Source organism: Roseibium aggregatum (genome assembly GCF_017309185.1).
In the GTDB taxonomy this organism is placed as follows: domain Bacteria; phylum Pseudomonadota; class Alphaproteobacteria; order Rhizobiales; family Stappiaceae; genus Roseibium; species Roseibium aggregatum_B.
The window spans coordinates 267,312-287,649 of sequence record NZ_JAEKJZ010000004.1 but is presented as its reverse complement, the minus strand read 5'-3'; the positions used below and the strand labels follow the sequence as shown (position 1 = coordinate 287,649).

Below are 20,338 nucleotides of genomic sequence, written 5' to 3'. Positions count from 1 at the left end.
CTTAGTATAAGACAAATATAATTACTGAAGGCAAGTATACGGTAATGTTATGGTCAGTGCAATTTCCTCCCGATCGCTTGAAGCCTTTCGGGCGGTCATGAGAACCGGAACGGTCTCCGCCGCGGCGGACGAACTCCTGATTTCCCAGCCTGCGGTGAGCCGCCTGATCCGGGACCTTGAAACCCGTCTCGACCTTCAGCTCTTCACCCGTCACGGCAGCCGCGTCGTCGCCACCCACGAGGCGCACGAGCTCTGGACCGAGGTCGAGCGCAGCTTTGTCGGACTGGCCCAGATCGAACGGGCAGCGGAACAGATCAAGCACGGTTACAGGGCGACCCTGACGATTGCCTCCGCTCCCGCGTTCGCGCAGTCGGTCCTCCCCTCGGTTATCTCCGAGCTTCTGGAACAGCGCCCGAACTTCCGTGCCGAATTCCTGTCGATGACGACACTGCCGGTGGTCCGCCAGGTCGCGCTCCGGCAATGCCAGATCGGTTTCGGCATACCGACCCAGCACAAATACGAGATCGATGTCGTGAAGACCGGTTCCGTGCCTTTCCGCTTCATCGCCGCCCCCGGACATTTCCTCGGCGGCTTTGAACGCATTGAGGCTGAACAGCTGGCTGGACTGGATTTCGTGGGGTTCGTCGACAGCACCTCGACCGGACGGGCCTTTGACCGGCTTTTCGCGAAGATGAAGCATCCGCCGATCCTGAAGATGAAATCCTATCTGTCCCACATCGTCTCAGCGCTGGTGCTCAGGAACGTTGGCGTGGGCATCGTCGATGCCTTCACGGCGGAGGACCATGCGCGCATGGGAGGTATCGTCAGGCCCCTGAATGTTGATGAGCGTTTCGAATATGCCGTAATCAAACCCCGTGGCGACAAGCTCGGCACCGAATGCGAGGCCCTGGTCGAGCATTTCGAGAAATACGCCAGACGGCACTAAGACCGGCCTCGGGGCTTCTCCGGCCTGATATTGAAAAAGCCGCCGGCCCGTTGGGACCGCCGGCTTCTTGTTCAACTCTCCGGAAACAGGACCGGCTTATTTGTCCGTGTCTTCTTCCCCGTTGTCCGCATCGCTTTCCTGCTCCTTGAGCGAGTTCAGCTTCGCGAAGACGGCGTCGGCGTCGATTTCCTCTTCCTCTTCGCGCTTAATCGGCTGGCTCGGATCGAGGGAGAAGGCAGCGGCGATGGCGTCTTCGCTGGTGGTGTCTTCGACCGGCATCAGCGTTTCCTGCACCTCGCCGGCAACCGGCAGAGGAGCGTTTTTCGCCGCCTTTTCCACTTCCATATCCAGCTCAAGCTGGCTGCACAGGCCGAGCGTGACCGGGTCGGACGGGGTCAGATTGGCCGAATTCCAGTGCGTCCGGTCCCGGATCGCGGCGATCGTCGGCTTGGTTGTTCCCACCAGGCGCATGATCTGCGCGTCCTTCAGCTCCGGATGGTTGCGCACCAGCCAGAGGATGGCGTTCGGCCGGTCCTGACGGCGGGACACCGGAGTGTAGCGCGGTCCCTTGCGCTTGGATTCCGGCACAACAACTTTCGACCCCTGCAGCTTGAGCTGGTAGTTCGGGTCTTTCTGGGCCTTTTCGACTTCCTCGCGGGTCAGCTGCCCCGTCAGGATCGGGTCGAGACCCTTGATACCCTGGGCGGCTTCGCCGTCGGCAATCGCCTTGACTTCCAGCGGATGAAGTTTGCAGAAGGAGGCAATCTGGGTGAAGCTCAGCGCGGTATTGTCCACGAGCCAGACAGCGGTTGCCTTCGGCATGAGCGGCGTGTTCGCCATCGGATAAATTCCTCTCGTCTGCTCCCCCACCCGGCGGGGCGGAAAAGCGATGTTCCATTTCAATTTAATGGGAAGTTCGGCGAATATAGGCTGAACGCCGCGTAAACGCAAATGGAGAGGCGTTTTTGGCTGGCCACAACCGGACGGCTTGCCGAACTCACTCCGCCGTCAAAACGATTTTGCCAATGTGACCAGAGCCTTCCATGCGGCGATGCGCCTCCGCGGCGGCGCTCAGGGGGAAGGTTGAATCCATAACCGGCTTGATTTTTCCCGATTCGATCAGCGGCCAGACCCTGGCTTCGAGGGTCTCGGCGATCCGCGTCTTGAACGCGTCGCTGCGCGGCCGCAGCGTTGAACCCGTGTGGGTCAGCCGTTTGACCATCAGCCTGGAGAAATTCACCTTTTCGGAAATGCCGTTGAGCGTCGCGATCTGGCAGATCCGCCCCTCGACCGCCGCCGCCTTCCAGTTCCGCTCCACATAGTCGCCGCCGACCATGTCGAGGATCACATGGACGCCTTCGCCGCCCGTGATTTCCAGAATGGCTTTTTCGAACGCCTGTTCACGGTAGTTGATGGCGTGATCCGCGCCGAGCCTGCGCACCGCTTCGGCCTTTTCCTCCGACCCGACCGTCGTGAAGACCTCCGCTCCGAACGCCTTCGCCAGCTGAATGGCGGTGGTGCCGATACCCGACGTTCCACCGTGAACCATGAAGCGTTCACCCGCCGTCAGTCCGCATCTGTCGAAGACATTCGTCCAGACGGTAAAAAAGGTTTCCGGCAGCGCCGCCGCCTCGACGAGGCTCAACCCTTCCGGGATGGGAAGCGCATGCCCGGCCGGCACCTTGCAATAAGCCGCGTAGCCGCCGCCCGGGGCCAGCGCCGTGACCTTGTCGCCGATCTTGTGTCTTTCGACCTCCGGCCCGCAGGCGACCACCTCTCCGGCCACTTCCAGTCCCGGCAGGTCGGAAGCGCCTTTCGGAGGCGGATAGGCGCCCATGCGCTGCAAGACGTCCGGGCGGTTGACGCCCGCGGCCGCGACCCGGACAAGAACCTCCCCGGAGCCCGGTTCCGGCAACGGACGCTCTTCAATCCGAAGCACCTCCGGTCCGCCGGGTTCCGAAATCGCAACGACAGTCATACGGTCCGGCAAATTCTGCATTGAGCACTTCCTTTTTGGTTCGCGAATGGTTCATTTTGGGACTGACGAGGCGGTCTGTGATAAATTTCTCGGCCAGACTATTTGAAAGAAAGCGTGGCGCACAAGCCGTACCAGGCGCCATTGATTACGGATCGCAGCAAAAGCGCATGGCGGCGAAAGGATTTGGAAATGAGCCTGTTCGACGACGATGTCCCCAAAAAATCCGCCCCCGGCACAATCACGGTGGGAGAGGACCTGAGCCGATTGTCCGAGGCCGAACTCTCGGAGCGCATTGAGGCGTTAACGGAAGAAATCGACCGCACAAAAAAGGCACTGGAACAACGCGGCACTATTCGCGATGCAGCAAACGCCTTTTTTCAGGACTGAATTCGACAAATATTACAGTATTCCAACCACGGCACAGTCATAGAGGCGGAATCAGGCTACTATTTCAGGTAAAATTTTATGCGTTTACCTCTCATTAATCTTTCCAAATTATAAACAAGGCTATCCAGTCATCTGGATGTGAGTGGCTCCTGTCCACTCTGTTTGACGCCTCCCTGTTAAAGACTCAGAGCCGCAACCGTGCGGCTCTTTTTTTTGCGCGCGCCGCGTAGTATCTTTTCTCAAATCCGGTTGACGGTCGCCTTTTCAGTGAACTGGCACAGTGTTTGCTCCGTTCACGGCATGAAGGCTCGCATCGTTCCAAAAAGGAACATTTCGGACGGGGTGTCGCATCCCGGGACAATCCGAAACGCAATGCGGGACGAACCGGACAAGAGTTGAGGCGTAGCAATCCCATGACGGAAGACAACAAAAAGACTGACGGTCGTATCGAGGCGGTGCATATCGCGCATCATCTGGCGAACTCAGAGAACTTCCAGAGCCTGTTTCAGGAAGGCATGTCGCTCGTCGAGGAAACGGCGGTCTATCTGGACGGACAGGGCCGTGACGAAGCCAAACAGCTTCCCCGCCCCGCGTCGCTTGCCTACGCAACGGAATCCATGCGCCTGACGACGCGGCTGATGCAGCTTGCCTCCTGGCTGCTCCTGCAAAGAGCGGTGAACGAAGGTGAGATGTCGCGCGAACAGGCCGGCAGCGAAAAGAACAAGGTCCGCCTTGAAAAGCTGAGCAGCGCCACCGGCGGCTCCTCGTGGGAAGGCCTGCCTGATACCCTGCAGGAGCTGATCGAACGCTCCACCCGCCTCCAGGAACGCGTGGTCCACCTCGACAACATGCTCTATCGCACCAACGGCGAAGCCGACATGGAAGAGGCGACCAACGACAACCCGGTCGCTTCCCAGATCAGCCAGCTCCACGCCGCTTTCGGCAAACTCGGCTGATCCCCTCCGACAGGTCCCTATTCGAAAAAGCCGCCGCGAGGCGGCTTTTTTGATGGCATGCCCTCGCACCGTCATTCTGAGCAGGTCAGGCGTCAGCCGAGCGCCGATCCGGAAAAAGCCCGTTCGGATTGGCAAAAAAAAGACCCGGCCAATGACCGGGTCTCTCGAACGTAAAGCTGGCTGTTTCCGAGCGGCTTAGGAGCCCAGGAAGCCTGCGAACTTGTTCTTGAAGCGGGACACGCGGCCGCCGCGGTCCATGAGCTGACGGTCGCCACCGGTCCACGCCGGGTGAGACGTCGGGTCGATGTCGAGCTGCAGCGTGTCGCCTTCCGCGCCATAGGTGGAGCGGGTGGTGAATTCGGTGCCATCGGTCATGACGACCTTGATGGTGTGGTAGTCGGGATGAATATCCGCTTTCATGGCCGGTCCTTTCAAACACCTTGGACTGCCTTTTTTCAAAGCGGCCTCTCAGGCGCAAACAAACGAAGGGCCGCCGATCCGGAATGCGGACGCCGCCCTCAGAAACATGAGGCGGGGATATACCCCAAGGCGGCTGGCAAGACAAGGGGCAAAATCAAGCTTTCCCGGTTTGCCGAAAGTCAAAGAAACCTTCGCGTTTTCATGGCAACGCGGAAGGCCGATGGGGGCTGAAGCGGAACCTCTTGTTGAGTGGTCGTCGCTTCGTGTTAAAGACAGACGCGAAACACTGAGGAGACACCTTTGGTTGACGCCCCCGCTCCTGACGCACCGTCCAACCGGAAAACCGCCAACAGGTCGCTGAAACCGCTGGCCCGGCTTCTGCCTTACCTTGCCCGGCACAAGGGCATGGTGACCGGCGCCGTCATTGCGCTTTTTTCGGCTGCCATTGTCACGCTCGTCTTGCCGGCGGCGGTGCGCAGAATGATCGACCATGGCTTCGGTGCCGACGACCCCGCCCTGGTGAATTCCTATTTTCTGGTGCTGATCGGCGTCGTCTGCGCCCTGGCGGCCGCCAGCGCCGTCCGCTTTTTTCTGGTGATGTGGATCGGAGAGCGTATGGTCGCGGATCTGCGCTCCGATGTCTTTGCCCATCTGACCCACCTCAGCTCCGCCTTTTACGACAGCGCGAAATCGGGAGAAATTCTCTCCCGGCTGACTGCCGACACCACCCAGATCAAGTCCGCCTTCGGCGCAAGCGCCTCGCTTGCCATGCGCAACCTGATCATGTTCACGGGCGCATCGGCGATGATGGTGGTCACCAGCCCGCGCCTCTCCGTCTTTGTGCTGGCAGCGATCCCGGTCATTCTCGTGCCCGTTCTCGGGTTCGGACGGCAGGTCCGCAAGCGCTCCCGTTTCGCGCAGGACATGCTGGCCGACGCTTCCGCCTATGCGGGTGAAATGCTCGGCTCCGTAAGAACCCTGCAGGCCTTCACCCATGAGCGCCGGAGCGCCGCGCGCTACCGTTCGGCGGTCGAGGCCGCGTTCCAGGCCGCCCGCAAGGCGATCGCCGCCCGCGCGGCGCTTACCGGGTTCGCGATCATGGTGATCGGCGCCAGCATCGTCGCGGTGCTGTGGATCGGCGCAAGCGATGTTTTCGCCGGGCGCATTACCGGCGGCGAACTCAGCCAGTTCCTGCTTTACTCGATCCTCGCCGCCGGGTCCCTTGCCGCGCTGTCGGAAGTCTGGGGCGAGCTGTCGCAGGCCGCCGGCGCGGCGGAGCGCCTGTCGGAACTTCTGGAAATCCAGCCGCAGATCGACGCCCCCACCGAGCCGGAGCGTTTGCCGGAAACCTCAAAAGGGGACATCCGTTTCGACAAGGTTTCCTTTGCCTATGGCCCCGCCAGCCACGCGCCCGTCGTCACCGATCTGACCCTGTCCGTCGCCCCGGGCGAGACCGTTGCGGTCGTCGGCCCGTCGGGGGCCGGAAAGTCAACCCTTTTCAGCCTGCTCATGCGGTTTTACGATCCGTCCTCGGGGGCGATCCATCTGAACGGTGTGGACCTGAGGAAACTCGACCCGGAAGATCTGCGCAGGCATATCGCCCTGGTCCCCCAGGATACGGCAATCTTCGGCGCGACAATTGCCGAAAACATTGCCTTCGGCCGCCCGGACGCCTCCCGAGAGGACATCGCCGCAGCGGCGGAAGCAGCCCTTGCGGCCCCCTTCATCGACGCCTTGAAGGACGGCTACGACACGCCCGTGGGCGAACGCGGCATCACCCTGTCAGGCGGCCAGCGCCAGAGGATCGCGATCGCCCGCGCCGTACTCAAGGCAGCCCCGGTGCTGCTGCTCGACGAAGCCACAAGCGCGCTCGACGCCGAAAGCGAAAATCTGGTCCAGCAGGCCCTGGACCGCCTGATGGAAGGCCGGACCACGCTGGTGATCGCGCACCGGCTCGCCACCGTCTTGAAGGCGGACAGGATCGTGGTCATGGACGGAGGCAGGATCGTCGAAACCGGGACCCATGCGGAGCTGAGCGCCGCCGGCGGCCTCTATGCCAAGCTGGCCCGGCTGCAATTCGGGATGGATAGGGAAGCGGTGACGGCATAACCCCTGGCTGAACGACCGGGTTCCAGAAAACTTCGATTTCGCCGCTCTGGACCTGCGCCCAGCTTCACCGCACCTGTCCGGACTAACGAACCCGGCCTCTCACTTGCCCGAGGCGGCACGGCCGCCTCAGGACAGTCGCGTCGATGCAGGTGCTCAGTCCTCGGGGACTTCGACCGTATAGTTCAACGGCAGGCGGCCGCCATCGGCATAAATCACCTGCCCGGTCACATAGCCCGCATCGGCGGACGCGAGGAACGCGGCCACGCCGGCGATCTCGGAAGGCTCGCCGATCCGCAGCATCGGCGTACGCGCCATGACCCGCTTCTTCGCCGCCGGATCGCTGTTCACCGAGGCGAGCATTTCGGTCATGATGGAGCCCGGTCCGATCGCATTGACCCGGATGCCGTATTTCGCGAGTGCCAGGGCCGTTGTCTTGGTGAGCTGGTTCATGCCGCCCTTCGAAACGCAATAGGGCAGCTGATTCGGGATCGCGACCGTCGAGTTGATCGACGACATGTTGACGATGCAGCCGGGATCGCCGCCGTTTTCGACTTTCTCGACCATGTGGCGGGCAACCGCCTGGGAACACAGGAACGCGCCCTTCAGATTGATCGACAGCACCCTGTCGAAGTCCTCTTCTTCCAGATCGAGAAAATCCGCTCCGACGACGATACCCGCGTTGTTGACGAGAACGTCGATATCCCCATAGGCATTCAGGGTTTCGGCAACGAGATTACGGACATTGAGGCGCTCGGCGACATTGCAGTGAATGAACATGGCTTCGCCAAGCGCCTTGAGATCCTCGACGGCGGCCTCTCCGGCACTGTCGTCCACATCCGCGATGACGACCTTGGCACCGTCCATGACAAAACGCTTGGCAACGGCAAAGCCGATGCCACGGGCTGCGCCGGTAACGACGGCGACCTTATTCTCCAAAGACACGGAAAACCTCACGGCTGTTTGTAGTATTCATGTGCCGCGCAAACCGCGCGGGCCGCTCCGCGGCGGCCCGACATTAAGTCCGAAATGCATCGCTGTCGATGGCCGTTCTGCGGCTCCAGCAGCGTCACGTGAGAGGATCAGACGGAAATCCCGTGATCTTTCAAGGCGTCGCTGATTTCATCCAGGATCGCCGGATCGTCGATCGTTGCCGGCATCCTGTAGCTTTCGCCGTCGGCAATCTGACGCATGGTGCCACGCAGGATCTTGCCGGACCGGGTTTTCGGCAACCGGTCCACGGTGATCGCGATCTTGAACGCGGCAACCGGACCGATCTTGTCTCGAACCAGCTTGACCAGTTCCTTCTCGATCTCGTCGTGCGAGCGTTCCACGCCGGCCTTCAGCACCACGAAACCACAGGGCAACTGGCCTTTCAGCGGGTCGGCGATGCCGATCACCGCGCATTCGGCGACATCCGGGTGGGTCGCAAGGACTTCCTCCATGCCCCCGGTTGACAACCTGTGCCCGGCGACATTGATGATGTCGTCGGTGCGCGCCATGATCGACAGATAACCGTCGTCGTCGATGATGCCGGCATCCGCAGTCTTGTAATAGCCGGGAAACTCGGCGAGATAGGCATCGAAGAAGCGCTTGTCCGCGTTCCAAAGCGTCGGCAGAGCCCCCGGCGGCAGGGGCAGTCTCACCACGATGTTGCCCAGCGCGTTGGCCTCCAGCGGATGGCCCGCATCGTCCAGAACCTGGACGTCGTAACCGGGCATGGGAACTGTCGGCGAGCCCGGTTTGACCGGCAACTGACCGAGGCCGAGCGGATTGCCGACCATGCACCAGCCGGATTCGGTCTGCCACCAGTGGTCGATCACCGGCACCTGAAGCTGGTCGATGGCCCAGTTCACGGTCTCCGGATCCGCCCGCTCGCCCGCCAGGAAAAGTGAGCGGTATTGCGACAGGTCGTATTTCTTGATCAGCTCGCCGTTCGGGTCCTCCTTGCGGATCGCCCGGAAGGCGGTCGGGGCCGTGAACAGCGACGCGACGTTATGCTCCGAAATCACCCGCCAGAAGACACCCGCGTCGGGCGTGCCGATCGGCTTGCCCTCGAAGACGACGGTCGTGCAGCCGTGCAGAAGCGGCGCGTAGCAGATGTAGGAATGTCCGACCACCCAGCCGACATCCGAGGCCGCCCAGAAGACCTCGCCCGGCTGAACGTCGTAAAGGTTTGTCATCGACCACTTGAGGGCGACCATATGGCCGCCATTGTCGCGGACCACGCCCTTGGGCTGGCCGGTGGTCCCGGACGTATAGAGGATGTACAGCGGATCAGTCGCCTTCACCGCGACCGGCGCGATGGTTCGGCCGGCGGATTTCGCGTCGTCCTGAAGCCGGCCGGCGTCGAAGTCCCGGCCGTCGATCAGCTCGGCCGCCTGCTCTTCCCGCTGAAAGATGAGACAGCAGTCCGGCTTGTGGTTCGCCAGTTCGATGGCCCCGTCGATCATCGGCTTGTACGCGATGACCCGGCCCGGCTCGATCCCGCAGGACGCGGCAATGATCGCCTTCGGCGTGGCGTCGTCGATCCGGGTGGCCAGCTCGTTGGCGGCAAATCCACCGAAGACCACGGAGTGAATCACCCCGAGGCGCGCGCAGGCGAGCATGGCCATAATCGCCTGCGGGATCATCGGCATGTAGACGATGGCCCGGTCGCCCTTCTGCAGCCCCTTGTCGGACAGCACGGCGGCGAAGGCCTCGACCTCCTCGAGAAGCTCCGCGTAGGTATAACTGGCTTTCTTGCCGGTGATCGGGCTGTCGTAGATCAGCGCCGGCTGGCCGGGCCGGCCGCGCTCCACATGACGGTCCAGGCAGTTGTAGCAGGTGTTGCATTCCCAATCGGGGAACCATCGGCCGTACTGGCCCATGTCCGGATCGAAAACCTTGTCCGTCGACGAGACCCAATCGATTTCGGATGCGGCCGCCTTCCAGAATCCTAAAGGATCGTCCTTCCAGGTCTGATAGACATCGTGATACCGGCTCGCCATGTTGTATCCTCCCAACAGCCACTTCGGCACTTTGAGCACAGAATGTTGCAGGACCTAACGAAATTGCAAGTCTTGCCGCATAGGCAATTAGGTGGTCGGGACTTTACGTAATCCCTCCGGCATGCTTGTTTGCCGGTCTCGCCCCACCTGTTCCGACCGGCCTTACAGCGCATGCTTCCGATTATCGATCCCTGGTTCTACATGGCCGCCATACCGTCCGTGTTTCTGGTCGGCCTGTCCAAGGGCGGCTTCGGCGGCACTCTGGCCATGCTCGGCGTACCGCTCATGTCTCTGGTCGTGCCGCCTCTTCAGGCCGCAGGCATCATGCTGCCCATCCTGATCGTGATGGATGTGGTCGCGCTCCTGGCCTACAAGGGCCGGGCCGACTGGAAAACCCTGTCCATCCTGCTTCCCGCCGCGCTGATCGGCATCGGCATCGGCTGGGCCGCAGCGGCGCATGTCGACGACGATTTCGTCACCCTGCTGGTCGGTCTGACGGCGATCGCTTTCGTCATCGACTATATCTTAAAGCGCCGCAAACAGGCCCATGCCGCGGGTCACAACCGGGCGAAAGGCACCTTCTGGGGCGCTATCGCGGGTTTCACCAGTTTCATCAGCCACACGGGCGGACCACCCTTTCAGATGTATGCCCTGCCCCTGCGCCTTGCCCCGACACTCTTTGTCGGCACCGCGGTAATCTTCTTTGCCTCCGTCAACGCGGTCAAACTGGTGCCGTACTTTCTGCTCGGCCAGTTCGCCCCCACAAATCTCGCCACTTCGGTCGCCCTGTTTCCGGTGGCCCTGGTCGCCACTCTGTCCGGGGTCTATCTGGTGCGCATCATCAAGCCGGAAACCTTCTACACGCTCACCTATATTTTCATGGGTCTGATCGGCGCGAAACTGACCTATGACGGGCTGCTACACCTTTTGGCTTAAGCGGACGCGCCAAATGCGGATTGCGTGCCCGCGCGTTTCCGGTTTTCATGTTCCAAAACATTTCAGGGAGGATGCGCATGGACGCGAAGGTGAGCCCCTATCTTCAGGGTCTGGACAAGACGACCGCCAACTACGCGCCGCTGAGCCCGCTCAGCTTTCTGGCGCGTGCGGCCGATGTGTTTCCCGACCGGACAGCCATCGTTCATGGCAGTCAGCGCACCGACTACCGCACCTTCTATAAGCGCAGCCGCCAGCTGGCCTCGGCGCTGACCGCCCTCGGTATCGGCAGGAACGATACGGTCAGCGTGATGCTTTCCAACGTGCCGCCGATGCTCGAGGCCCACTACGGGGTCCCGATGGCAAAGGCGGTGCTCCATTCGATGAACACGCGGCTCGATGCGGCAATCATCGCGTTTCAGCTCGACCACGCCGAAAGCAAGGTCCTGATCACGGATCGGGAATACGCCCCGGTCGTCAAGGAAGCGCTTGCGCTGGCCAGCGTGCGCCCCATCGTCATCGATTACTCCGACCCGGAATTTCCGCAAACCGGAGAACGTCTCGGCGCACACGACTACGAAGACTTCGTACAATCGGGAGACCCGGACTTCCAATGGTCGCTTCCCGCCGACGAATGGGACGCGATCACGCTCAATTACACCTCAGGAACGACGGGCAATCCCAAGGGCGTGGTCTATCACCACCGGGGCGCCTATCTTCTCGCCCAGGCCAATGTGATCACCGCGTCGATGGCGAAACATCCGGTCTATCTCTGGACCCTGCCGATGTTCCACTGCAACGGCTGGTGCTTTCCCTGGTCGCTGTCGATCGTGGCCGGAACCCATGTCTGTCTGCGCTGGGTGCGGCCGAAACCGATGTGGGATCTGATCGCCGACGAAAAGGTATCCCATCTGTGCGGCGCGCCGATCATCATGTCGACGCTTCTGAATGCCGGCGACGACCAGAAACGCGCGCTTGAACAGCCGGTCGAGTTCTTCACCGCCGCCGCGCCACCGCCCGAAAGCGTGCTGGCCGCCATGAAGACCGCCGGCTTCAACGTCACGCACCTCTACGGGCTGACGGAAGTCTACGGCCCAGCGGTCGTCAACGACTGGAAATCGGAATGGGACGATCTCCCGCTTGATCAGCAGGCTCAGAAAAAGGCCCGGCAGGGTGTTCGCTATGTCGCGCTGGAAGGCCTGAGCGTGCTCGATCCCACCACGCTCGAACCCGTGCCTGCCGACGGCCAGACCCTCGGCGAAGTCATGTTCCGCGGCAATGTGGTGATGAAAGGCTATCTGAAGAACCCGGACGCGACGGAAGCCGCCTTCAGGGGCGGCTGGTTCCATTCCGGCGACCTCGGCGTCCAGCATCCCGACGGCTACATCCAGCTCAAGGACCGCTCCAAGGACATCATCATTTCCGGCGGGGAAAACATCTCCTCGATCGAGGTGGAAGAAGTTCTCTACAAGCACCCGGATGTCCAGGCCGCCGCCGTTGTCGCCCGGCCGGACGAGAAATGGGGCGAAACGCCCTGCGCCTTTGTGGAAGTGAGACCGGGATCAGCAGCGAGCGAGGACGATCTGATCGCCTATTGCCGCCAGCACCTGGCCGGCTTCAAGGCCCCCAGGACCGTTGTCTTCTGCGAATTGCCGAAAACCTCCACCGGCAAGATCCAGAAATTCGCCCTGAGAGAACAGGCAAAGGCGCTTTGAGGGGACGGTCGAGTTCCCATCGGCTGCGTGACTTTGCGGGTGCATCGCGATCATCAACCGATGCCCGGGCAACCGCACGCGTTCTCCTCGTTTCCGTTTAGGGTCTGTGGGGAATCAGGTTTCGGCCGCCGGTACGGGACGCGCCCGCACCTGCCGGATGCCAACCGCAAGGAACAGAAACCCGGCTTCAGGTGGTTCGTTGCGGTTGGCATCAGATGGCCACGATGATCGAAGCGTGCAGGCTCAAAACCCGATACGCCGAAGGCCTGAACGAACATGTGTTCGTCCGGATCAGAATTTCGCCGTCAGATTCAGACGCGCGGTTCGTCCGGGCGATGCAATGGGAGAGACCGACAGAGCATCCATGTAGTATTCGTCAGTCACGTTATCGACCGCAAAGTCTATCTGGAGGTGGTCGTTCACATCGTAGCTGCCGAAAAGATCGAAGACCGTATAAGGCTCCCAGTCCACTCTGGCGGTGACCGCCCCGCCAAACAGTCCGGTTTCGGTTGCCGCGCGATAACCGATGTGGGACATGCGCGCACCGAGCCTCAGCTTTTCGTCGAAAAGCTTCACACCGGCGGTGATGTTTGCACTGAACTCAGGCGGCAGATGAAGGCTTGAATAGCCATACCTCGTTCCGGACTGGAAACACTCTCCATCCAATTTGCAGAAGTTCGTGTCCAGGTATCTCGTCGCCGAGGCGCTCGCGAAAACATAACGGCTATCGTAGTCGAACGACATCTCAACGCCCTTGAGATAGGCTTTCCTGATGTTGACCAGGGAGCCTCCCGACGTATCGCGGCTGATGTAATCGTCGACCGTGCTGTCAAAAAGCGACAGCTTCATGCCCAGATTGTCGGTGTCTGACAGAAAGCCTTGCACGTGGACGTTCGCGCCGACTTCATACGTCCTGGAATGCTCGGGCTTCAGCTCCGTCTCGGGCCGGTTGGAAGCCGACCAGCCGCTGGTGGCTTCATAGAGGCTCGGCATCCGAATGGCCTCGGCGTATTTCGCGTAGACCTGCACCCCGGGAAAAACCTCGTATTTCGCGGACACGATCGGAGCCCAGCCGGAATTCTCTTCCGAGTTGTTCTCATCCAGATTGTAAAGAAGAACGTTGTCGAATGATTTGCTGTGCGTATACCGCAACGATCCCAGCAGGGTCACCTTGTCATGCGGCAGATATTCCACGGTGGCGAACCCGCTGTACTCCTCGCGCCATCCATCCCGGACGGACCAGGCTTCAACGCCCTGACCGCTGTCGATCAGTTCGTAGTGTTCGGGAGCGGGATAGGTCATTTCCTTGCGGTACATACCGCCGTATTCCAGTTCCAGGTCGCCGATGGGAGTTGTGAAACTCGAGATGTTCGAGACATTGGCTCCCCATTGCTCGGTCCTGTTGATGTATGCGACTGGCACAGCGGCTACATAGCCTGGAAATGCGTAAGTCGTATAAGCTGTTTTCATGTCCTGATAGAGATTGGTATAGAAGAAATCGGCGGTCAGGTTGATCAGACTGCTGTCTTCCGGCTGCCATTCGTAGCGGGCGGTTGCGGTGTCCACCGCCGTATAGCCGAGATCGTGCTGCAGCGTGCCGATCGAAAGGACGCCGGCCATGGTACTCGGCATGACCTCGCCGTAGGTACTCTCGTACCGGGTGTAGCCGAGCTTTACCGAGTGACCGTCGCCGAACGACAAGATGCCCTTGAGCAGGTAGGACTTGCTGTCATTGGAGGTGTTCAGAACTTCCTGGCCGCGGCGGTATTCATAGTCCTCGGTCGGCTGCCCCCCGTTTGTCCCGGCGTAATAGTTTCCGACCGATCGCCGGGCAAATGCCGCCAGAACCTCAAGTCCGCCGACCTGGTAGGCGCCTGCGACACTCGCACTGCCGGCGAAGTCGTCGCCCGTGAAGAACTCGAGCAGGCCCGGACGGTCATACTGGTCGGCACCGCCGGCGGACGCGCCGAGCGTGATCGCATCCTCCTCCACCATGAAACCCTTGCCGGCCGTTGACTTGGGAAAACCGGGAGCGGAGGTGGAGTTGCCCACCACGCCGGCCTTCAGCCTCACACCGTAGTTTTTTCCTTCCGTGATGATATCAGCCGGATTGAGTGTGCTCATGCGCACGACGCCGCCTACCGCTCCGACGCCATCCGCGCCGGCACTCGGACCTTTTTCGATCTCGACGCTTCCGATCAGATCGGGATCCAGAAACGTCTTGCCGGTTATCCCGTAGTAGCCGCGGTAGGTTGTCGTTTCCTGATAGCTGCCATCGATGATCACAGGAACGCGGCCCTGGCCCTGCATGCCGCGGATGTTGACGTCGATCGCGCCGCCGTTCCGGCTCTCCCCGACCAGAACTCCGGCCGTTCCCTTCAGGAAATCGCCCGGCGACGTGCCGCGAAAGAGCTCGATCTGATCCGCTGAAATATACTCGGTGGATCCTGCCGCACTGTATTTGTCGTACTTCTCGCCTTCACCCGAAGCGACAATCACCGTCTCCAGGAGAACTGTGTCCGGATCGGCCTGGATGGCGCCGCTTTGCGCGCCGGTTATTATGGCGGCACTGCGAGGTCCGGTGATGTTTGCGACCACACCGGTTCCAGCCAACAGCTGCCGAAGAGCCTGATCGGGCGCCAGAGGGCCGGTTACGGGATTCGACCTGACACCTCTCGTTGCATCGGGGGAATAGGCGACTTGCCAGCCAGAGGCTTTGGCGAAAGCGTTCAATGCCTGCGACAGCGGCTGGCTTGGGATCGAGAAATTGACCGTTTGCAGGCTTTCCGCGTTGGAACCGGCACCTTGGGCCTGCGCAGCGGCGAGTGGCGCTCCCGTGAGACTTCCGGCCAGTGCGACGCTGATAAGCAACTGCGCCAATGGCCTTTCGGGCCTGGCGTTTGTATTTCCGATCGGCAAAAACGGTTTCTGTGCCAGCCCACGGCGATTCATTCTGCTACCCTTTACTCATCTGGAGATGGGCAGCGTCGATCTCTTGAGCCGAACGCCACCCTCTAAAGACAAGACGTCCGGGTCAGCGCAGCGTCACAAAAAAATTGAACTTTTAATTCAAGATTAAGAGTCCGCCAGGAAATTGGCGGGTTGATCCGCCGGCGGCCACGGTAAGTGTCCGGATCGCCGTTTCGGGATCCGATATGGCAAAAGTGCCGCTGACCCTTGCCGTTTCCAGATCGAAAGAGACATTGACGATCAGGCCGCCATAGTAGCGTTCAAGTGACGCTAACGCCGCGCCGTAAGAGGTGTCACGGAACTCGACCCGGCCCTTCAACCAAGAGAGCGCCTGCTCGACATCGACCTGACGGACATCGCCGATGTCTTTTTTGCTGACGGTCAGGCCCTCTCCGCTTTTCAGCACGCTGCGTTCCGCCGAACCCGTCTGCGACGCCACTTCCAGACTGCCGGTCTTCAGAACGACCTCATCCTCCGTGTCTTTGTGAAACACGGAAAACTGGGTACCCAGAACCTTCGTCTTCCCGAAACCGGAATTGACGATGAACGGCCGCCGTTGATCGTGAGCGACATCGAAGAAAACCTCACCTGCCAGGAGTTGGATCTGCCGCCGGTCTTCGTCGAAATCGATCGCGATTGCCGATCGTGTGTTCAGCGTCACGACCGATCCGTCTTCAAGCGTGACCGTTTCTTGCTCGCCTGCACCCGTCATATGATCAGACTGCAGATAAAGACGCAGATTGGGAAAGACATACGCCGATATCAGCAAGACGGCGGCAAGGGCCGCTGCACGACCTGCCCAGGCTTTCCAACCTGACCTGGAAAGGTAATGTGCTCGCACCGGCAAATCGTCGTTTCGGATTTTTTCCGCGGTGGCTCGGGATGCCCGTTCGAGAGAGCCAAGACCATTCATGCGTTCGATGAAAAGATACGCCCGCTTGTGCTCCGGCTTGCGGTCCCGCCAGGTCTCGAACTCGCGCAGCTCATGATCGCACACACCGTCCGACAGGCGCAGGTACCAGTCCAACGCTTCATCGACGACCGGGTCGCCGTGCCGGTAAGCGTTCTCCCCCGTCATGATGCCGCGTTCCAACATACCATCCAATATCTACCGAACAGCCGGTTGTTGGGCCAAGCCGTTTCGACGAAGTGCTTCCAAGCGCATGCCCCGCCTTTTTACGGGAACAACGCAGGGCCGCATTCCAGCAGTTGCATACGTGCAGAAACTATCCCCGGTCAAGGCGTTTGAGCACATCGTAACAAGCCCCCATCGCAAGTTTCACATCGTTGAAGATAGTGTTCCGTGACACGCCCAGGATGTCCGCAATTTCGGAATAGGAGAGGCCGTCGACGCGGGCCAGTATCCAGGCTTTGCGCACCCGGTCCGGCAGACCGGCCAGCACTCTCTCGAATTCCTCGAACCGTTCGCGCTCGATCAGGGCCTGTTCAACGGAAACCACATTGTCCGCAACCGAGTCTATTTCAGTCGATGGCCCCTCCGAGCTTTCGTAGAGTGACCGAAAGCGGCGTTTGCGTTCATGATCGATCGCAAGATTGCGCGCCGTCTTGTGTAAAAAGGCGTCGATGTGCTGAATCGGACCTGCTTCGAGAGCCTTGTGCGCCCTCAGGTAGGTTTCCTGAGCAAGGTCCTCCGCGATTTGATGGTCTCCGACGATTCGCATAACGCTCCATTTGAGCGCACTGCGCTGCCGCAGGAACACCATCGTCAGTTCACGAAACATGACGCGGTGTCTCCGATGGCCGGGTCGGACACGCTACGCAGTGCGCGTTCAACATCTCATATGCGACGAAAACGCCCGAAAAAACCGGGAACGCGAGATCACGGCGAAGTGGTTTTCGTGAGGCACAATGAAGCATAATATATGAGTTTTTAAGTCAACTTTTCTCCTCTTTATTGGCCAAGATGCCCGGACGGGTCAAGGGGATATCGTCTGCCCAGCGCGAAGAAAGTCGAATGAAGTGAAAGACTTCCCCTGAGGAAGGCATCTCTGCTCTAACCTGAAGGCAGCCGGTTGACAGGGGTGGGATTCACGCACCCCAGGCCGACAGATCTTCCGACAACGGATACTTCCGAACAAGGTTCGAAACGGCGAAGTCCGCAGGAGAACACGCCCCCAAAGGCATGCAGAACGCTGCAAAAAGTCTAGGACCAAAAAGCAAATGGGCGAATTGGAAACATCATGTATCTGCCAGGCCAGGGATGGGGCACTTGATGGTGCATCGGCCACACCTGGCGGGACCCCCTCTGCCCCAAGCCGCGATCCGCATTGATCAGGTCCATAAAACAAAAACGCCGCGATCAGGCGCGGCGTTTTCCGGTTTCGAAGGATGTGAGAATTAGTGGAGCGTCACATCCTTGCGTATTCGCTCAATCTCATCCTTGATCTTGAGCTTTTGTCGCTTCATGCCAGCCAATTCCAGAGAGTCCGTACTCGGATGCAACTGAGCGTCTTCGATCCTGCGTTTCATTTCGGCGTGACGGCGCTCGAGTTCGGCGAGATGCGACTGCATTGACATGGATATCCTCCTGTCTGTTGGCTCAACACGAAGATGGTGCCATAGGAAATCCGGCCTTGTCGATTGCGGATTTCGCATATCTCGGCCATTTCGCCGTCAAATTATGCATTCTCTCGGTTATGCTAAGAAAACCCTTAAAAAGAAGGGCAATTTAAGCGCTTCAGAAGTAACGAAAATTCCGGATGAAACATTTGCCAGCTCACCGTTTTACCGGCTTGTTCGAATTGCGCCGCCGACGGTGCGCCTTGTCGTCGCGGGGCAAGTTCAGCAAACCCGGTGCGGGCTCGCGAAAGATGCGAACTTGCCCGCCGGCTGCAAAATAGACTAGGACTTGTGTCCTGCTTTTTAGGGGACATAAATGGCGCAAACGGATACGGACGCATTGCGGCGGGAACTGGCTCAGCTTCGTCAGGAACACAGGGATCTGGACGTTGCCGTGGAAGCACTGGCGTCAACCGCGAACCACGATGTCCTGCAGCTTCAGCGCCTGAAGAAGAAAAAGCTGATCCTCAAGGACCGCATCTCCGTGCTCGAGGATCAACTCCACCCCGACATCATCGCTTGAGTTGGCCGTTTCGCTGCGGTCGTCCCCTGAGAGATTTCACCCTTGCGATGCGCGGCGCGGTGCCTATACTCCGCGGCTCTTCTAGGGCAGGAACCGGAGTAAAACATGGCTCAAGCGGATGTCGCCGTCATCATGGGCAGTCAGTCGGACTGGCCGACAATGAAACACGCGACCGATACGCTCAGCCAGTTGGGCGTCAGCTTCGAGGCGCGCATCGTCTCCGCCCACCGCACGCCCGACCGCATGTACGATTTCGCCAAAAGCGCCAAGACCGAGGGCTTCAAGGTGATTATCGCGGGAGCCGGCGGCGCGGCGCATCTGCCGGGCATGGTGGCCGCCCTGACACCTCTGCCTGTCTTCGGCGTTCCGGTGGAAAGCAAGGCCCTGTCCGGTGAGGACAGCCTTCTGTCGATCGTGCAGATGCCCGGGGGAATTCCGGTCGGCACGCTTGCCATCGGCAAGGCGGGCGCCACCAATGCGGCACTTCTGGCGGCCGCGGTCCTGGCATTGAGCGACACCGAGGTCGAGGCAGCCCTCGACAGGTTCAGGGCAGAGCGCACGGCGGCGGTCGCCGAGGTCCCGAGCGACGACGCCTGACTGGCCGAAAAGGATTTTCCGCGATGAACGAACGCACACGGCTGAGCCCAGGCGACACGATCGGAATTCTCGGCGGCGGACAGCTCGGCCGGATGCTGGCGCAATCAGCGGCCTCGATGGGGCTCAAGTCCCACATTTACTGCCCAGATCCAAACAGCCCGGCCTTTGACGTCAGCGCGTTTTACACGGTTGCCCCTTACGAAGACATCGATGCCCTGAACCGGTTCGCGGCCTCCGTTTCCGTCGTTACCTATGAATTCGAGAATGTCCCCGGGCCCACGGCCGCGCATCTGGACGCACTCGTTCCCGTCCGTCCCGGCGTGCGCGCCCTGGAAGTTTCCCAGGACCGCTTGTTTGAAAAGCGGTATCTGACGGAAGCCGGCGTCGCGATTGCCGGCTTTGCGGAAATCAACAGCCAGAAAGACCTGGAAAACGCCCTGGAAACCTTCAGCGGCCGGGGCGTCTTGAAGACCCGCCGGCTCGGCTACGACGGCAAGGGCCAGTTGATGATCCGCCAGGCCGGGGATGCGGACGGCGCCTTCGACGAACTCGGCGGGGTGCCCGCGGTTCTGGAAGACCTGATAGATTTCGACTGCGAGGTCTCCGTCATCGTGGCAAGAGATCTGGATGGCGCCTGTGCCTGCTATGACATTGCCCGCAACCATCATGAAAACCACATCCTGAAGACCTCGACGGTTCCGGCCGGCGTCTCGAAAGAAACAGCCGAGTCAGCCCGCGCCATGGCGGAGAAAATCGTCAAGGGCCTCGACTATGTCGGCGTCATGGGGGTCGAGATGTTCCTCGTCCGTGACGACGCCGGAGAGCGGCTTCTGGTCAACGAGATCGCCCCGCGGGTGCACAATTCCGGCCATTGGACCCAGGACGCCTGCCTGACGTCCCAGTTTGATCAGCACATCCGCGCCATCGCCGGCTGGCCCCTCGGCTCGGCGGACCGGCATTCCGACGCGATCATGGAAAACCTGATCGGCTTCGATGCCGACACCTGGCCGGAGGCCCTCAAGGACCCGGCCGCGCGGCTGCATCTCTACGGCAAGGCGGAGATCCGGCATGGCCGCAAGATGGGCCACGTCAACCGGATCAGTCAGAAGACCGGCTGAGCGAAGCGCCGGTTCCGCTTCGACACTCCTTCATCCTTACGTCCGGCCTGGCGCAGCGCGCGCCGGGAGGCCGACACCCGTGTGCCGTCCAAGGCGTGAGGAATTGCGGCATCAACAGT

General features: G+C 60.6%; 18 protein-coding genes. 9 read left to right on the top strand and 9 right to left on the bottom strand.

Annotated elements, in window-relative coordinates; genetic code table 11:
• The first annotated feature begins 49 nt into the window (after positions 1–49).
• On the top strand, positions 50–946 hold the full coding sequence (locus JF539_RS18985) for a LysR family transcriptional regulator (protein ID WP_268957573.1): 897 nt from the start codon (positions 50–52) through the stop codon (positions 944–946).
• Between the two features lie 96 nt (positions 947–1,042).
• On the opposite strand, the gene JF539_RS18980 is transcribed toward JF539_RS18985, so the two are convergent.
• Together JF539_RS18980 and JF539_RS18975 are read right to left on the bottom strand one after the other, a co-directional pair.
• Positions 1,043–1,786 (bottom strand): DUF1013 domain-containing protein, encoded by a 744-nt coding sequence (locus JF539_RS18980; RefSeq protein ID WP_207142284.1) that lies wholly within the window; start codon positions 1,784–1,786, stop codon positions 1,043–1,045.
• 157 nt (positions 1,787–1,943) lie between these two features.
• Complete coding sequence (locus tag JF539_RS18975; RefSeq protein ID WP_207142283.1) at positions 1,944–2,945, bottom strand: NAD(P)H-quinone oxidoreductase; 1,002 nt, start codon at positions 2,943–2,945, stop codon at positions 1,944–1,946.
• Between the two features lie 168 nt (positions 2,946–3,113).
• Between JF539_RS18975 and JF539_RS18970 the strand changes: the two genes are divergently transcribed.
• Complete coding sequence (locus JF539_RS18970; protein WP_207142282.1) at positions 3,114–3,311, top strand: DUF1192 domain-containing protein; 198 nt, start codon at positions 3,114–3,116, stop codon at positions 3,309–3,311.
• A gap of 413 nt (positions 3,312–3,724) precedes the next feature.
• On the top strand, positions 3,725–4,267 hold the full coding sequence (locus tag JF539_RS18965) for a DUF1465 family protein (RefSeq protein WP_207142281.1): 543 nt from the start codon (positions 3,725–3,727) through the stop codon (positions 4,265–4,267).
• 195 nt (positions 4,268–4,462) lie between these two features.
• On the opposite strand, the gene rpmE is transcribed toward JF539_RS18965, so the two are convergent.
• On the bottom strand, positions 4,463–4,687 hold the full coding sequence (rpmE, locus tag JF539_RS18960) for a 50S ribosomal protein L31 (protein WP_008196026.1): 225 nt from the start codon (positions 4,685–4,687) through the stop codon (positions 4,463–4,465).
• Between the two features lie 300 nt (positions 4,688–4,987).
• On the opposite strand from rpmE, the gene JF539_RS18955 reads away from it, so the two are divergent.
• Positions 4,988–6,796: an ABC transporter transmembrane domain-containing protein gene (locus JF539_RS18955; protein WP_209017422.1), complete on the top strand. Its 1,809-nt coding sequence runs from the start codon at positions 4,988–4,990 to the stop codon at positions 6,794–6,796.
• Positions 6,797–6,949: 153 nt separating this feature from the next.
• Here JF539_RS18955 and JF539_RS18950 read toward each other — a convergent pair whose 3' ends face one another.
• Positions 6,950–7,738, bottom strand: coding sequence for an SDR family NAD(P)-dependent oxidoreductase (locus tag JF539_RS18950; protein WP_207142280.1), 789 nt, complete (start codon positions 7,736–7,738; stop codon positions 6,950–6,952).
• A gap of 137 nt (positions 7,739–7,875) precedes the next feature.
• Entirely contained in the window at positions 7,876–9,783 is a 1,908-nt protein-coding gene (locus JF539_RS18945; protein WP_207142279.1) for a propionyl-CoA synthetase, read from the bottom strand.
• A 171-nt stretch (positions 9,784–9,954) separates the two neighbouring features.
• On the opposite strand from JF539_RS18945, the gene JF539_RS18940 reads away from it, so the two are divergent.
• Both JF539_RS18940 and JF539_RS18935 read left to right on the top strand, forming a co-directional pair.
• Positions 9,955–10,719, top strand: coding sequence for a sulfite exporter TauE/SafE family protein (locus tag JF539_RS18940; protein WP_207142278.1), 765 nt, complete (start codon positions 9,955–9,957; stop codon positions 10,717–10,719).
• A gap of 77 nt (positions 10,720–10,796) precedes the next feature.
• A complete protein-coding gene (locus JF539_RS18935; protein ID WP_209017421.1) occupies positions 10,797–12,431 on the top strand; it encodes an acyl-CoA synthetase in 1,635 nt (544 codons plus the stop codon).
• Between the two features lie 291 nt (positions 12,432–12,722).
• On the opposite strand, the gene JF539_RS18930 is transcribed toward JF539_RS18935, so the two are convergent.
• From JF539_RS18930 to JF539_RS18915, 4 genes are all read right to left on the bottom strand, one after another.
• Complete coding sequence (locus JF539_RS18930; protein ID WP_207142276.1) at positions 12,723–15,311, bottom strand: TonB-dependent receptor; 2,589 nt, start codon at positions 15,309–15,311, stop codon at positions 12,723–12,725.
• Positions 15,312–15,495: 184 nt separating this feature from the next.
• Positions 15,496–16,479, bottom strand: a complete 984-nt coding sequence (locus JF539_RS18925) for a FecR family protein (protein ID WP_207142275.1) — start codon at positions 16,477–16,479, stop codon at positions 15,496–15,498.
• A gap of 148 nt (positions 16,480–16,627) precedes the next feature.
• Complete coding sequence (locus JF539_RS18920) at positions 16,628–17,143, bottom strand: RNA polymerase sigma factor (RefSeq protein ID WP_207142274.1); 516 nt, start codon at positions 17,141–17,143, stop codon at positions 16,628–16,630.
• Positions 17,144–17,759: 616 nt separating this feature from the next.
• Entirely contained in the window at positions 17,760–17,939 is a 180-nt protein-coding gene (locus JF539_RS18915; RefSeq protein WP_207142273.1) for a YdcH family protein, read from the bottom strand.
• 358 nt (positions 17,940–18,297) lie between these two features.
• Between JF539_RS18915 and JF539_RS18910 the strand changes: the two genes are divergently transcribed.
• From JF539_RS18910 to JF539_RS18900, 3 genes are all read left to right on the top strand, one after another.
• On the top strand, positions 18,298–18,504 hold the full coding sequence (locus JF539_RS18910) for a YdcH family protein (RefSeq protein WP_207142272.1): 207 nt from the start codon (positions 18,298–18,300) through the stop codon (positions 18,502–18,504).
• Between the two features lie 105 nt (positions 18,505–18,609).
• The gene (purE, locus tag JF539_RS18905) at positions 18,610–19,101 is read left to right on the top strand and encodes a 5-(carboxyamino)imidazole ribonucleotide mutase (RefSeq protein ID WP_207142271.1); all 492 of its coding nucleotides are present in this window, start codon (positions 18,610–18,612) and stop codon (positions 19,099–19,101) included.
• 23 nt (positions 19,102–19,124) lie between these two features.
• Positions 19,125–20,219 (top strand): 5-(carboxyamino)imidazole ribonucleotide synthase, encoded by a 1,095-nt coding sequence (locus JF539_RS18900; protein ID WP_207142270.1) that lies wholly within the window; start codon positions 19,125–19,127, stop codon positions 20,217–20,219.
• Positions 20,220–20,338: the final 119 nt, after the last annotated feature.

Coding starts and splice junctions, on each gene's coding strand:
- JF539_RS18915 (WP_207142273.1), bottom strand. CDS start 17,939: ATGTCAATGCAGTCGCATCTCGCCGAACTCGAGCGCCGTCACGCCGAA.
- rpmE (WP_008196026.1), bottom strand. CDS start 4,687: ATGAAAGCGGATATTCATCCCGACTACCACACCATCAAGGTCGTCATG.
- JF539_RS18910 (WP_207142272.1), top strand. CDS start 18,298: ATGGCGCAAACGGATACGGACGCATTGCGGCGGGAACTGGCTCAGCTT.
- JF539_RS18925 (WP_207142275.1), bottom strand. CDS start 16,479: ATGACGGGGGAGAACGCTTACCGGCACGGCGACCCGGTCGTCGATGAA.
- JF539_RS18970 (WP_207142282.1), top strand. CDS start 3,114: ATGAGCCTGTTCGACGACGATGTCCCCAAAAAATCCGCCCCCGGCACA.
- JF539_RS18985 (WP_268957573.1), top strand. CDS start 50: ATGGTCAGTGCAATTTCCTCCCGATCGCTTGAAGCCTTTCGGGCGGTC.
- JF539_RS18965 (WP_207142281.1), top strand. CDS start 3,725: ATGACGGAAGACAACAAAAAGACTGACGGTCGTATCGAGGCGGTGCAT.
- JF539_RS18900 (WP_207142270.1), top strand. CDS start 19,125: ATGAACGAACGCACACGGCTGAGCCCAGGCGACACGATCGGAATTCTC.
- purE (WP_207142271.1), top strand. CDS start 18,610: ATGGCTCAAGCGGATGTCGCCGTCATCATGGGCAGTCAGTCGGACTGG.
- JF539_RS18945 (WP_207142279.1), bottom strand. CDS start 9,783: ATGGCGAGCCGGTATCACGATGTCTATCAGACCTGGAAGGACGATCCT.
- JF539_RS18920 (WP_207142274.1), bottom strand. CDS start 17,143: ATGTTTCGTGAACTGACGATGGTGTTCCTGCGGCAGCGCAGTGCGCTC.
- JF539_RS18975 (WP_207142283.1), bottom strand. CDS start 2,945: ATGCAGAATTTGCCGGACCGTATGACTGTCGTTGCGATTTCGGAACCC.
- JF539_RS18935 (WP_209017421.1), top strand. CDS start 10,797: ATGGACGCGAAGGTGAGCCCCTATCTTCAGGGTCTGGACAAGACGACC.
- JF539_RS18940 (WP_207142278.1), top strand. CDS start 9,955: ATGCTTCCGATTATCGATCCCTGGTTCTACATGGCCGCCATACCGTCC.
- JF539_RS18980 (WP_207142284.1), bottom strand. CDS start 1,786: ATGGCGAACACGCCGCTCATGCCGAAGGCAACCGCTGTCTGGCTCGTG.